We start from the raw sequence: 14,181 nt of genomic DNA, 5'->3' as shown, positions 1-14,181 counted from the left end.
TACTCCCGTCGTGGGGCTGTGATACTGAAGATGGAGGAACTGTGAGTATAGCTATCAAGCCACGAAAGCGTGTGACGATTGGGAAGACCGTTCTCGATCCACTGTCTTTGCCGGAGACAGTTCAAGAGATTCTGCAACTCGCGAGCGACCCGTGCGCGAGATGCCAGCAAGTCGTCACCGTGAACGCGCAGTTTGTTACCCTTGCCGCTAACGAACCTCGCCTTGCGAGGCTGATCGCGAACGCCTCGGTGAGCACTGCAGATGGCGTCCCCTTGCTTTGGGTAGCGTCTGCGCTGGGCCAGTCTTTGCGCGGTCGCGTCAATGGAACTGAGTTGATGGTGCGGCTCTGTGAAGAGGCGGCAATCTACGGCAAGAGCGTGTACTTTCTGGGTGGCCGACCCGGGGCAGCAGAAGCGACCATGGAACGCATGAGCGCACGTTATCCCGGCCTGATCGTGGCTGGAATCGACTGTCCTGCGTTTGGGTTCGATGAAGATTCTGCGCTGGATAAAGAAGTATCGGATCGTATCGATGCTGCCAATCCCGACATCGTTTTTGTAGCTCTCGGGGCGCCGAAGGCTGAGTACTGGATCGAGGAACACCTGCACGTACGAGCCAAGGTAATGATCGGTGTGGGTGGCAGCTTCGAATTGGTTGGAGGCTTTACCAAACGAGCACCGATATTCTGGCAGAGAGCTGGCTGCGAGTGGCTGTGGCGCCTCTGTATCGAACCCCGAAGACTTTGGAAAAGATACCTGGTGGGCAACCTGCAGTTCCTATCAGTCGTTCTGCGGCAATTCTTCGGAAGAAAACGCAGCGATGTTCCGACTCAGGCTAGAACTACTCTCAAAGCGAACCATGCGCCTGCAGAACTTCGCGCAAGGAATGAAAAGTCTCCTCGAGGAAAGTCGCTAGTATCGAAGGCCTAACTTTGGCGCTTCTCGAGGATCTCTCCATAGATTGCTTCAAGATTTTCTATATGTTTCGCCATGGTCCATTCCTTCGTGGACCAAAATGTTTCATACGCCTCGCGACCGAGCTTTGCCGCGAACACCGGATCTTTCAGCATGGAGATCTTTGCTTCCAGGTCGCTCGCGTTACCACTCTCAAAGTGAAGTCCCGTGATGCCATCGAGAACAGACTCCTCAGCGCCACACCCTTTAGGGACGATTGAAGGCACACCTTGAGCTGCGGCTTCGAGAACAGTAAGGCCGAGCACTTCATTCCATACAGATGGAAAGATAAGAGCACGGGCGTCGCGAAGCGCTCGCGATAAGTCCCAGCTATTCATCCAGCCGGACATCTGCGCCGAGGGCATAATGCGAACGATCTGATCTCTCTGCGGACCGTCACCGATGAAGCGCGCCGATATGGCTTGCGCCTGGGCCGCTTGCGCGAACAACAGCGCGCCCTTCTCCGGAACGAAACGACCAGCAAAGCAGAATATATCGGAACGCTCGACGGCCGCAGGTGTGAGTCGCTGTACGTCGATCGGATTGGGCAGGCGGTAGTAGTTTGCATCGGGGGGTAAGTACGGCTTCAGTTGATTCAACGATGCGTTCGAGAGATAGATGAAGTTCCGAATATTTCGTGGAGCTCCGCTGACCTTGTCCTGCACAAACTTTCTACCCGCACGCCAGAGTTTGTGCGTATAGCCCTTGGTGTCACAATTACTTGCAAGGCAGGAAATGCCCATGGGCACGAGTGTGCAGGGACAACCTTTACGTTGTTGGAAAAATGTTCCTTGCGGACAACCCATCAGATAGTCGTGCAACGTGAGTACAACAGAACACCTACTTTCGAGCGCGGCTTGCAGGACGCTCGACGTAAGCGCCCTCGTCCAACTGTGAGCGTGTACTACTGTCTGCGTCGCGTCGAGCGACAAAAGTAGCTCTTGGGTAAATCTGTGCGCACCTGGGTTCCAGAGACCCAAGCTCATGGCGCGAATCCGACTCGGATCGACGTTGATATCGGGAATATCAAGTTGATGGATAACCAGGTTGCGAGTGCTCGCAAGATCTGCAGCAATGGGTCCTGCCCCACACAGCAGGTGCACCTTGTGTCCGCACTCCGCAAGAGCTTTTGCCTCCGTGAGAGCAACCTTCGCGGCACCACCGTTGATTGTGGCGCTATCGTTTACGATGACGATATTCAACAAGCACTCCCAGGCCAGATTTATCTATTCGCGCCCAAAGTAAGCAGAAACGGGAACTGTCATCATGGCATGCAACTTGCAATAAAAACGTTTGCAAGCAAAACGAAGACCCTTATTCTCCTCATACTCGTGTCTCCAACGCCAACGAGCGTGCTGCAGATACTTTTGATCTTCGGCGCTCAGATCACTTTTTACCAGGTCAAGCGCAGTCAAGGTACTCGCAAGCATTGCAGCCTTGTCCTGAGAGACACCTGCGGGATGACTTCGATACGAAATCACACAATGGGCGTGGCGAACGATCTGTTCACGGGCAGCGATACGAAGAAAGAGCAGATAGTCCTCAGCCATCTTGAAACGTTCGTCAAAGCCGCCGGCCCGATGGAACGCCTCCTTCGAGATCATAGCCGCCCCCGGGCAGGCGACTGGGTTGCTCACCAGCATAGACCTTAGGTAGTCGCGGCGAGGCCTGCAAACGTGGGGTTTCACCAGAATCTTCCCGGTCGCACTGATGATCTGCGTGGCGCCGAAACTCATCGAAGCTTTGGGCGACCTCTCGAGCAACTTGAGATGCGCTTCGATAGCGGAACTTTCTAGCAAATCGTCTGCATCAAGGAAGATGAAGTAGTCGCCCGAGCTAAGCTTCGCCCCGAGGTTACGTGCCGCAGAGACACCGCGATTAGCCGTACGGACGATCTGCACAGAATCTATACCCTCCAGGACACTTGCAGCGGAGACGGTAGAACCATCATCAACCACAATTACTTCGACATGGGGATAGCTCAGAGCTTTCACACTGTTGACCGTGTGGCGAAGATACATCTCCTGATTAAAGTATGGGATAACGATCGAGATGACAGGCGGTGCCAGGCTTGGTGCAGTGGCTGCAAGATCCCGGCTGATTTTCTTGCGCAGAACGTGGCGCAGGGTCAACCAGTTCATCAATCCGAGCGCTCCATCGCTCAATAGCGATGCCCACGCGGCCCCGACCCAGCCGAAGCGAGGAATCATCCAAAGGTTCAATAGAAAGTTGAAGGCTGCTGTCGCGAGCTGGTTGGCTGTTCGGAGGCGCTGTTTTCCCGAGCAGGTCAATACGCTCCCCGTTAAGTGGTGGACACTGCGAAATAACGGGATCAGGCAGAGCCACCGCAGTGCGCTCACGGACTCGCTAAAGTTCTTGCCCACTAATAAGGGAAGCACGGGTGCAGCCGCGAACAGGATGGCCGCTGTGGCCAAACTAAGCAGTACCGACTTTGAGAGTAGACGCTTACCGAGTGCCGCCGACTCGAGTACGCCCTCCTCTCCGAGAGCAAACTGACGTGGCTCAACTGCGAGTTGGATCGAGGTGATTGGTACGGTGGCCATCTCGATCACACGGTAAGCCATGGCGTAGATGCCTACTGCGGCGGTCATGCCGAAGTGACTCAGCATGGTTTTGTCGAGGTCGTCGTAAGCGCTGTTTGTGGACGCTGCGAAGGCATATTCAATGCCCTCGCCCGCTCTGGACTGGAAGACTTTCAGATCTAGAGTTGGCCGCCCAAAGCAGACCGTAACCGCGGTGACACCAATCGCAGCTGCGAGGGCGGAGACAATCATCGAAAGGATCACCCACTCCTTCGCCGTTGCATGATGAACCGTGAGCAGAAGGCCCGCCGCAGCGATTGTTCGGAACAGTGAAGTGAGCAAGTTGAGGCCAGCCGTGAATCCCATTCGCTGGAAGGCCTGAAATACCTGGGTTGTGCTGATTGTGATTTGCTCGAAGACGCAGCTTGCGGCAGCCGTGAAAGCTACAAGACCAACACTCTTCGCGTCGAGGATATGCGGAGCAACCAGCGTAAACACCAGCGTGATGATGCCACTTGCAGCAAGCGTAGTGGCTAGAACATTTCCCCAATACACGCTGAACTGCGGTCGATCAGCAGAAACGTACCGCAGCAACACCATACCTGAGCCCAGACGGCTGTACTGTGCGCCAAGGCTTACGAACGCGAATGCAGCGGCAACCGCGCCGTACTCAACCACTCCCAGCGCTCGCGCAATAAGGATGAAGTAAACGACACGGAGCACATATCCGCTGCATTGCCCAATAAACATCCAGCCAACACTGGATCTGAGCCCATGGTCCGAACTACCACTACTCATGCAGATACCTTTTCGATGACCGTCTCATACTGTTCGCGCACATTCGACCAGCGGAATTTGCGGTCTGCTGCATGGATGCCTTCTTCTCGAAGCCGCAGTCTGTAATCGGAGTCTTCCGTAAGCGCCTGCATTGCATCGGCCAGTGCTGAGGGATCTTTGGGAGGAACCATCAAACCACCGCCATACTGTAAAGCCTCTGGAATGCCGCCAACACGGGATGCAACTACAGGCAATCCCGTGGCCATAGCCTCAATGGGAGCCAGGGGGAATGGATCGTTCCAGATGGAGGGACAGCAGAAAATATCTGATTCGCGGAGTATCTCCGCTAACTCAGCGCCGGCCTTGTAGCCTACAAGCTCGGTGTTGGACGGACAATTGCGTCGAAGGCTCTTCATGTAAGCGGTTGTCCGACTCTTACCAAACCATGATCCGCCGACAATCCGGCACTGGATATCGACACCTCTCTGCTGCAGTAACCGCATCGCTTCCAGAAGGATGTGCGCACCCTTGTAACCAATCAGGCGACCTGTATAAACGACAGTCGTCCGCTTGCTATCTCGAAATGGCGCAGGATAAAAACGCTGAACATCAGCGCCGTTGTAAACGACATAGGTTCGAGCAAAGTGACCTGGGAACTTTTGCTCGATCTCACGCTGCAGGAAAGTGCTTACAAAGACGATGGGCGTATGCTTCAGCGCTCGAAGTTGCGAAGACTTCGCGACCGTGAGATGCGAGTTATGCATGTGAAGCACTACGGTGATGCCGTACTTCGCAGCCACGGTGCTGAGCACCGAAGCACACTCCGGACGATTGTGAACGTACAGGATGTCACCGGACTTCATCTGCTTCAAGAGAGGCCTAAAGAGGCGAAGGTAGAAAGCCTTCTGTAACATCCATGGCATACGGTACAAGATCGGATGAATGATATCCGTTCTCTGCCAATTCGACAGCTTTTGGAGACGCTTTTCGTCAAAACTCCACGAGCTATCGTAATCGGGGCAGATGATCGTCTCTTCGCTATCTCGTAGTACGTTTGCGGCCCAGCGCGAGATTGCGCCGCCATTGACCTCAGAGAAAGGCTCGGCCTCATCAAGCAGGTGATACACCTTCACGCGGTCAGGTCTATCGATGCTGTCTTCAACTGCTCTTGGAAAGTCAAGGACGCTACTTTGCATAGATCACCGCCGAGGTCGCTGCCGACGCGATGCCTGTTGCACCGAGCGCTGCATTTTTCAGGAAGCCGAAGGGTACGTACACGATGTCGTTCTGCTGCATCACCATGTCAGGCTCTTTCCCTTTTTGCATGGCACTTAGATTCAATGGGATTTCCTTGTACCCGTCGCCATTTTCGCGACGGATGAGCTTCGCCTGGCTCTTCGCTGTATGTGCGGTTCCGCCAGCGGTAGCGATGGCTTGCAACACCGTCATTCCCGAGGCATCGTTACCCATCGGAAAACCACCGGCCCGATTGACGTCCCCCAGAATGTATATGAGACCCTGCTTGGGAACGGTAACAACGTCCCCAGGGTAGATGAAAACATCCTGCGCGACATCGGTCTTCGGGTCATTCGATACGAAGACTGTCTCCACGGATTTAGCATTTGCCCTTCGAATCGACACGTGATGATCGGCTGTTTCTGTAAATCCGCCAGCTTGCGCGAGAATCTCTGTCAGCGGCCTTGGCGTAGCAATTTCGTACGCAGCAGGACGCACTACCTGACCAAAAACTGTCACATTTTGCGTAGCGGACCGTTGCACTGTGACCAGCACCTGCGGCTTATTCATCAGTCTCCGATGAACCAAATTGCGCTCCACTTCCTGGGCCGCCTGCTCTGGAGTAAGACCAGCGACATGTGCGCTTCCCCCCATAAGCAACGGCAGATCCCCTTTGTCACTTACACGCGCAGTTGAGTTCAGTTCAGGTGTATCAAACACCTCCACATGCACTTGATCGCCGGGGCCGATGAGAAGGCTTTCCTTCTGCGCAAACAACGGTGACGTGAGCACGGTGCCTAAGATGGCAAGTAGCACTACAGGTTTCATCTTGCCCTCCTAGATATTGCCAGGTGCCGGCGCACAGCCGTAGTAATTTGTAAACGCAACCGAACGTAGCGGAACATCCTGAATGATGACAGCGGGCTTCTTGCCGGATCGCTGGCTCAGAAGTGTGCTCGATCGCCGAAGCGAGGTCTTAGTCGTCACGCCATATGTGACCACCTGTAACACCACGTCTGCGTTATCACACAGAGCCGCCGCATCCGCATCGAAGAGTTGCGCTGATGCATCGATGAAGATCACGTCGTATTGATCTCGCCATTCCTGCAGGCGAAGCTGAAGTCCCGCATCATCTTGCGTAATAGGCAAACCCGCCGTCGTGAGCTCGTTGCTCAAATGACATACAGCTGGAAGGTTCTTACCCTTGCTTTTCTCAACTACAGGAGAAACGTCACCTATCTTCCGCTTCTCCACTCCAGTCTTCAGCCCACGTATTTCTCTCGCCGACGCATTGGCTTCGACAAACAGAACACGCTGCCCCGCTTGGGCGGCATTGCCTGTAAGACTGAGTGCGAATTGTCGCGAGCTCTCATGAGGTGTTGCCGGCATAACTGCAACCACGGTACCAGCGACACCTTGTCGAGAAGGCGTCGCATTGTTACGAACTGTGCGGATCGCGTTGTGATATAGGCCGAGCACCCCATTTGCCACCGTAATCCCGTCTCCTCCGAGCAAGTGCGGTACGATACCTGCGATCTTCAGTCCCATCTCTTCCACGGAAACGTACTCATAAATACGGTCGTCCAATAGTTCTGCAGCGGCAACAGCAAAGACGCCGAGAAAGATGCCGAGCGCTAGAGCGACAGCCATGTATAGGGGGACCACTGGTCGCGATGGCAGACGAGGCACAACTGCCTTATCAACTACTGTGACGTTCGTCGAGTGAAGGCCCTGAACAACTCCAGCTTCCTTCAACCTCTTCATCAGATCCGTGTAAAGCGTGCGGCTTTCGTCAGCCTCCTGCAGGGTGATACGGTAGTTGACGGTCTTGCTGTTAAGCGAGTCGGCCTGAGCTTTCAGTTGGTTATAGTTGTCTTGCGCACTCTTCCATGTCTGGTCTGCAATGGTTGCATCTGTTTGTGCGCGTTCCTTGATGCGTTGAGTCTCAGCCTGAATTGATTTTTCCGAGCTTGCGATACCAGCCTGTAGTTCAGCGACCTTCGGATAATCCGGGCCAAACTTCACGCGCAGCTGGTCGAGCTGCGTTTGCATTTGACTTTCACTCACACGCAAATTCTCGATCGTCCCCAGCGAGTTCGCAAGCCCGGATGAAGACCCGCCCATCGAGTTACCTGCCAGGCTTGAGATCTGTTCAGGGTCACCCGTCTTCGCTACATTGTAGATGGAGTCCTTCAGTATCCGGTTCTGTGTGGCATCACTCAGCGTAGCGGCTGCGCGTTGAAACTGCGAGAGAATCGCGGAGTACGCTTGCCCGTCATTGCGTCCATCAGAGGTGCTCTGCTCGTAAAGCCCCGTCTGCGACTGCATAGCGGCGACCTGCTTTTGCAGATCTTCGCTCTGCGTGCGAAGTCCTTCAAGCTGCCGCGTCAGCACCTGGGTCGACTCATTGGTCGAAGCTGACATGCGCTCTTCACTAAATTGCGTCAGCTGGCTAACTAGTTCATTGACAACAGCCGCCGCAACGCGCGGGTCTTTGTTCGAAAAAGAGATTTGTACGAGCTTAGTGCCAGCTATTGGCTTCACCGTAAGCGCGGTTCGAAATGAGGTCAGCGCCTTCAGCGCCGGCTGGTCCTTAGTATTTCCTCCGGCAGGCTTTACCGACGAGGACGTTTTGTCTGCCAGGTGCAGAGCAGTGATCGTGCGGAGAGCGAGTTCATCCGACTGCAGGATCTTGGCCTGTGTCTGAATCGCAATGTCCGCGGACATAGCATCGGAACTAGACGGCGCGCCACCCATGAGCGAACCTCGATCAAGGCCATCTGCCGAGGGCGTATCGAGTTCGATCGTACCTGTAGCTTCATATTTTCGTGGAATAAGCGCGCATACCAAAACACCCAGCAAGACGCCGGCCCCGACGGTTCCGAGGAACAAGCTCTTTCTGCGCAGAAAGGACTGCATGAAGTCACGGAGTGTCAACTCGCGGTAAATGGATGGATTCACAAGGCTCCTGAGTAACTGGAGGATGGCAGATTTAAGCGACGAATGAATGACGCCGCGGGCCTGATCCTTATGTAACTATCAATGCTGGCAAGGTGGTCTGCGTCGGCTCTCAACCACATTTGAAGATCAATCTCTCGAGGTGAGCTTTTGCAACAAATAAAGCGCATCGATATTCCAAAACGTCGCAATCTTAAAGTAGAAAGACTTCAGTTCCGCAAGCAACCCTTTTCGGTCGCTAAACTCATGCTGCCAACGTCGACGTCCGTGCCATAGCTGCAATCGTTCGAGCAAGCCGAGTTGATGCTCCGCCGCCAGCCTATCGAGACCCTCGAGTGTGGCCCATAATAAGCGCTCACGATCGTTTGACATATTGCTGCTGTGGCGGCGGTATCGAAGCACGCACTCGTCATGCTGGCAAAAGTCCCCTATACGTGCCAAGTGCAAATAAAACTCGTAGTCATCGGCTTGAAATTGCCGCATGTCTCGAAAGCCTTCAGCTTGTTTGAATGCGGTGCGACGCACCATAGCTGCCCCGGGAGACCAGATTGGATTCGTCTCCAGCAGCATCAAAAAATAGTTACGTCTTGGGAGGCAAACACGATTTTTAATTAGTGTCTGTCCGTGAGAATCGATCACTTCAACCGCGCCGAAAGCAAGTGCCGCCTTCGGATTGGCAAGCAGCATATGAAGATTCTTTTGAATCGACTCGTCAGTTAGAACGTCGTCAGCGTCAAGAAAAACGAGGTATTCGCCGGAGCTCTGATGAAATCCGAAGTTGCGAGCTGCGGGTGGCCCGGAGTTCGGAATACGATGCACCACCAGGCCTTCCAGCTTGCGCAAAGCCTCTGCATGAACTTCTGCCGAACCGTCATCGATGACGATTAATTCAATATTTGGATACGTCTGGCGACGCACGCTTTGAATCGTCTCCGCGATATATGACCCTTGACTGTAATAAGGGATGATGACAGACACCAGCGGCAAAGGCGCTGCACTATCGCTCGCGATGTCACGACCACCTGCTTTCAATTCTTTGCCCTCATCTCCGTGTAGACCTTTGTCATCGCTATGCTGGTTGTCCCATAACGTAAGCCGGTTCTGGTATACACGGTTGGGCAGTCGGGGTTAAATCCCTTTCGGTATACTTCGACAACACTGCGAGCAATTCATCCGAGACGTATTGCACCTCTTCACGTGTCATCGTGTCATACATCGGCAGAGTCAGCACTTGATGGCTCAGGGTTTCGGTGTTTGGAAGTGGTCCTGACACGCTGCACTGCGCAAAATACGATTGCTCTGCGAGGTGAGGGCTAAAGTAGCAACCTGTTCCAATGCCTCGATCCTTGAGATCTTCGATCATGTGCGAACGAAGATGAGCTATCTCCTCAGGCAGAAGTACGAATTCGTAGGAGGCTACTTGACGCTGACCATTCACACTTTGCCGCTTCAACTCCGGAAGACTTATCTCATACTGCACTTTAAGTCGCGCTCGCTGATCCACAACCTCCTCAAAGCGTTGCAGCTGGAGGAATGCCGTAAGCGCAGCGATCTCAGAGATCTTTGCATTCAAACCTGGGAGCATAGCGACACGCGGCTGTTCGAAGCCGAAAGAGGCCATCGCGCGCATCTCTTCGATCCAATCGGAGTCCGCAGAGTAGATCACGCCAGCTTCGCCACTGGAAAAAGGCTTGGTGGCGTGCATCGAGTACACAATAGGCCAACGACTTCCCTGTCCAAACTGCTTGCCTTCATGTCCTTTGCTGCCGAGCGCGGCTGCAGCGTCCACAACTATGTCGACATCGTACCGCCGGTGATAGCGATCATAGCGCGCCATGTCGATCGAATTGCCGAAGGTCGTACAGGGAATAACCACGGCGATCTCATCTTTATAACGACATAGAAGCTCTTCTTCGGCCGCTTCAGAACCGAGCCAAGTGTCGGCATCTACATCGCAAAAAAGTGGCGTCAGCCCGCACCACAGCGCTGCATGGGCCGTAGCAGCAAACGTATAGGAGGGCATCAAGGCGTATTTGCGTTGTTTCTTGCGCCGCCACAACGTACTGCGAATCGCGACCATAAGCCCCATAGTTGCATTACAGACTGAGAGGCAATGGCCACTATCAAAAAGTTGTTCGATAAGCTCTCGCTCAAGACGACGAGCCTGGAAGCCATAGTTTGAAAAGGTCCCAGACTGCTCCAGCGCAATTAGCTCGGCAAGATGCTCGCTCAGCTTCGGTGGATTCGGTTTCGCCATTCGTATTTCGCGCTTTACACCCATCATGCGACACCTTCCTGCTGCTCTCGGGGCACTTCAACATATGAACTGGGGACCACTGAGCGGTTGGATACGTTCATAGCAGTTGCGTCGTGCAGTACTGCAGTGGCGATCTGCTCACCGATATCGTGTTGCCAAAGCCAAAGGCTGTTGGCCTGCCCTTTGAAGCTTGGCTCACCACCGAACCGACCACGCGGCACAAAGCCCGAGGCCAGACCAACCCCGTAAAGACCCATGATCGCCCGACCGGACGCACTTAAAACATTCGAACTTCCTCCGACCATGGGAACCATGTCGTCGGTATCACACTGCAATGCGATCCGATTGCCGAATGCGTCAAGCACCGTCAACGCCCTAGGTCGATACCCCATCGCCGCTACAATAATGTGTGCATCGTCCAGGATCTTCGCGGTTTCCGCTGTGTTTTCCGGAACAACCTGCTGCAGTCTCACACGCGGTTCAACATCTCTTCCACCTACACGCAGCACACGCATCATCAACTCGCGCGACTCAAGACGAAAGCCCGCCAGTCTGTACACTCTGCCACTGACAGGACAAATGTCCTGCGGCTCAAAATCAGTGTAGCCATCACTCAGCGCGTCGGCAGCAGATGGATAGAAGATGCGAAGTGGTCGACGATGGACAATGGTCACGCCGTTTGATCCAAACGGAATTCGCGTCTTGTCATTCAACAACGCTTTCGCGACGGCGCCTGCGCTAGCCGAACCGCCGACAATCGCTACGCGAGGATCGCTTTTTGCTGCCAACTCTCTTCTAATTTGGCGCAAGCCACCCGCGGTAAGCGCGTAACCGCTCTGCAAAACCTTGCCTGCATACTTAGGCAACAGGGCTTGACCGGCAACTTCCTCTGAGTAGAGGCGTGACAGCGGTTGCTCCGCTCCCGTCGCAACGATTACAGACTTGCTTCGAATCTGCCGAAGCGTCCCCTGCTGCTCGTCGCGCACGGTTGTAATCCAACCACCATCGTTCGTGCGTCGTGTGTAAAGCACCCGATGCTGCATGAACACATGGCCGCGTCTGGACTCTTTCACCATCCCACAGATCGATTCACCCACAAGTTGCAGGAACTGAGCAGCCTGCTTCAGCGGAATAGCTTGACCAATGCGTCCGCGAATAGCTGCGGCCAAGTGATGATCTTTTAACCTAACAAGCTGCGGATACTCCGTGCCGGAGAGTGCATCGAGAAAGGCTTCGGCAGCACTGTCAGAAGAAATCGCGTAGCGTCCAATCTCCCCGCACCCAGCTACCAGACCTGCCTCCACGATCGTAATGCCAGCCTTCAATAAGGCCTGCAGCTTATCCGAGGTTGCTGCGGCCACGAGAGGTCCGAGACCTGCCGGGCCGGCGCCGACGATGAGGCACGAAGTTTCTATATCGGGCGCTAACATCGCATGGCTGTGCTTGGGTCGATCTGGAGTGACACTTTCCATCATCGGTAACCGTCTCTTTCATTGAGCCGTTCTTAATTCCTGGCTTCGATAGCTGTGAGTGTTTGGCAGAAACTGAAGAACACATAGATCGAGCACATGTGTTGGATGCAGTGATAGTAACGAGTCGCTGAGGACGGGTTGTCGGCAATAAACGGAATCTCATGATTGTGACGCCAGCAGGGTTACACCCGGCACGCAAATACAACGGGTGTGCAGTTCAAAGCCGACACACCCCGCGCTGGGAACCTTCATACTCTGTGTAATTACCGGAACGAAGCTGTTCCACCGGGGCCATAGATGCAGCCATCGCCTACAGGCAGTCTGCAAGTCCCGGTTGATCCAATCCTGTATTGACGGAGCCTTATGGCAACCAGCACAACAGCTATATCGCAGAATGCAGGCTACCCTTCCAGTAAGGTACCTGCCGCAGTCGGCAATCACGCCATCCTTCGCCTGTCTAGAATCCAGCTGGTAGAGGTGTGTCTTGATGTACTGACCGCGCTGTGCGCTATCGAACTATCGTTCTACTTAGCACAGCTTTCCATGCTGCACCTGCAACTTCATGCATCGCAGATGCGACTTCACGCAGCGGCATTGGTTGTATCGGCGGTGCTGGTAGTTCTGCTTGATCGCGCCGGAGCATATCGCATCGGAGGAAGCCTGTTAGGTCTCCGCGAAACCGCATGCATTCTCAACGCCGTCTTCTATGCTTCAATGATGTTTGCGCCCTGCGCTCTTTTTCTCGGCGTGCGAAGCACGTTCGAATTTGGCGGCCTTACGATCGTACTGCTCTCATTGTTTCTCATCATCCAGAAGCAGGCCTACTGTGCATTGCTCTTCTATATCCGTTCGCGCCGCGCAGGATTATATCGCGCAGCCGTTTACGGCCATGCTGAGAACGCTATCCCTGTTCTTGACGCACTCCTTCGCTCTCCCAAAAGTAGGCTGCTCCCCACAGTCTGCTTTAGCGATGCGCACAGTCCCGATTATGCAAGGGCATTTGAACGCAACGCAGCCCATGTGAACATCTACAGTCCTGAGCGCTTTAATGAAGAGACTTTGCGATCGGAAGGTGTAAATCTTGTTGTGATCGCATCACCTATGGCTTCGAGCGCGCAGTTGAAGTATGTGATTGACCAAAGCAAACGCGCAGGCGCAACCATCCTTTTTGGAGCTGAGCCGCATAGCCCAGGCAGCGTGCAGGTCGACTACTTCGAGCTCGATGGGCGGCTACTTTATGGGATTCACACCGCAAACAAACGTACGCTCTACGACGCTTTGAAGCGAGCACTTGATATCTCCGCGTCATCGCTATTGCTCGTGATCACAGGCATTCCCATGCTGCTTGCGGCTGCGGCTATCATGCTGGACACGCGCGGGCCTGTCCTTTTTCGCCAAACGCGTATAGGCACTCACGGCAAGCCGTTTACCATCCTAAAATTTCGAAGTATGCATACCGAGATGTGTGGCTACAAGACAAGCCCGCTCGACTCTGCTGACCCTCGCATCACGCGCGTTGGGCGTTGGCTGCGTAAGAGCAGCATCGATGAGTTGCCACAGCTCCTAAATATTCTGCGGGGCGATATGACCCTGGTTGGTCCGCGGCCGGAGATGCCGTTCATCGTCGCCACCTACTCAGAGATCCAAATGCGAAGACTCGCCATAAAACCTGGCCTCACTGGCATCTGGCAGATTAGTGAAGACCGCCGCTACCCGATCCACGAAAACATGCACTACGATCTTTACTACCTGAAGTACCGCTCAATTTCACTGGACATCGCCATCATGCTTCATACCGCACTCTTCGCCGTTCGCGGGGTGTGACCTGGTGAACCATCGCATTTTTGCTTGCTTTGAATGGCCTGCCCGAGCTTTTGAACCATCTTGCGTGTTAGTGTAGCGCAGCTATCTCTGTGTTCAGATAACCGCCATTAGGGGTGTGGGGAGGCGGGATGAGCGTAGCGATTCCCGCCTCCCCACACCCC

10 protein-coding genes are annotated in these 14,181 nt (G+C 54.2%); 2 read left to right on the top strand and 8 right to left on the bottom strand.

Annotated features, from left to right (window positions below; translation table 11 throughout):
• Nucleotides 1–179: 179 nt before the first annotated feature.
• Nucleotides 180–929, top strand: coding sequence for a WecB/TagA/CpsF family glycosyltransferase (locus tag OHL14_RS02610; RefSeq protein WP_263377752.1), 750 nt, complete (start codon nucleotides 180–182; stop codon nucleotides 927–929).
• Here OHL14_RS02610 and OHL14_RS02605 read toward each other — a convergent pair.
• From OHL14_RS02605 to OHL14_RS02570, 8 genes are all read right to left on the bottom strand, one after another.
• Nucleotides 926–2,155, bottom strand: coding sequence for a glycosyltransferase family 4 protein (locus tag OHL14_RS02605; RefSeq protein WP_263377751.1), 1,230 nt, complete (start codon nucleotides 2,153–2,155; stop codon nucleotides 926–928). The genes OHL14_RS02610 and OHL14_RS02605 overlap by 4 nt on opposite strands.
• 24 nt (nucleotides 2,156–2,179) lie before the next feature.
• Complete coding sequence (locus OHL14_RS02600) at nucleotides 2,180–4,246, bottom strand: glycosyltransferase (RefSeq protein ID WP_263377872.1); 2,067 nt, start codon at nucleotides 4,244–4,246, stop codon at nucleotides 2,180–2,182.
• Nucleotides 4,247–4,290: 44 nt separating this feature from the next.
• Entirely contained in the window at nucleotides 4,291–5,469 is a 1,179-nt protein-coding gene (locus tag OHL14_RS02595; protein ID WP_263377750.1) for a glycosyltransferase family 4 protein, read from the bottom strand.
• On the bottom strand, nucleotides 5,459–6,337 hold the full coding sequence (locus tag OHL14_RS02590; RefSeq protein ID WP_263377749.1) for a polysaccharide biosynthesis/export family protein: 879 nt from the start codon (nucleotides 6,335–6,337) through the stop codon (nucleotides 5,459–5,461). Before OHL14_RS02590 ends, OHL14_RS02595 begins: the two co-directional genes overlap by 11 nt.
• A 9-nt stretch (nucleotides 6,338–6,346) precedes the next feature.
• Nucleotides 6,347–8,470 carry a GumC family protein gene (locus tag OHL14_RS02585; protein ID WP_263377748.1) on the bottom strand — a complete coding sequence of 708 codons (2,124 nt, stop codon included), beginning with the start codon at nucleotides 8,468–8,470 and terminating at the stop codon, nucleotides 6,347–6,349.
• A gap of 126 nt (nucleotides 8,471–8,596) precedes the next feature.
• Nucleotides 8,597–9,499: a glycosyltransferase gene (locus tag OHL14_RS02580; protein WP_263377747.1), complete on the bottom strand. Its 903-nt coding sequence runs from the start codon at nucleotides 9,497–9,499 to the stop codon at nucleotides 8,597–8,599.
• A 37-nt stretch (nucleotides 9,500–9,536) separates the two neighbouring features.
• Nucleotides 9,537–10,751 (bottom strand): DegT/DnrJ/EryC1/StrS family aminotransferase, encoded by a 1,215-nt coding sequence (locus OHL14_RS02575; protein WP_263377746.1) that lies wholly within the window; start codon nucleotides 10,749–10,751, stop codon nucleotides 9,537–9,539.
• Nucleotides 10,748–12,199 (bottom strand): FAD-dependent oxidoreductase, encoded by a 1,452-nt coding sequence (locus tag OHL14_RS02570; RefSeq protein ID WP_263377745.1) that lies wholly within the window; start codon nucleotides 12,197–12,199, stop codon nucleotides 10,748–10,750. Before OHL14_RS02570 ends, OHL14_RS02575 begins: the two co-directional genes overlap by 4 nt.
• 360 nt (nucleotides 12,200–12,559) lie before the next feature.
• On the opposite strand from OHL14_RS02570, the gene OHL14_RS02565 reads away from it, so the two are divergent.
• The gene (locus OHL14_RS02565; protein WP_263377744.1) at nucleotides 12,560–14,020 is read left to right on the top strand and encodes an exopolysaccharide biosynthesis polyprenyl glycosylphosphotransferase; all 1,461 of its coding nucleotides are present in this window, start codon (nucleotides 12,560–12,562) and stop codon (nucleotides 14,018–14,020) included.
• Nucleotides 14,021–14,181: the final 161 nt, after the last annotated feature.

The organism is Granulicella paludicola, assembly GCF_025685545.1.
GTDB lineage: Bacteria > Acidobacteriota > Terriglobia > Terriglobales > Acidobacteriaceae > Granulicella > Granulicella paludicola.
Note: the sequence above shows the minus strand (reverse complement) of the source record. Positions and strands in the feature narration are given on the sequence as shown.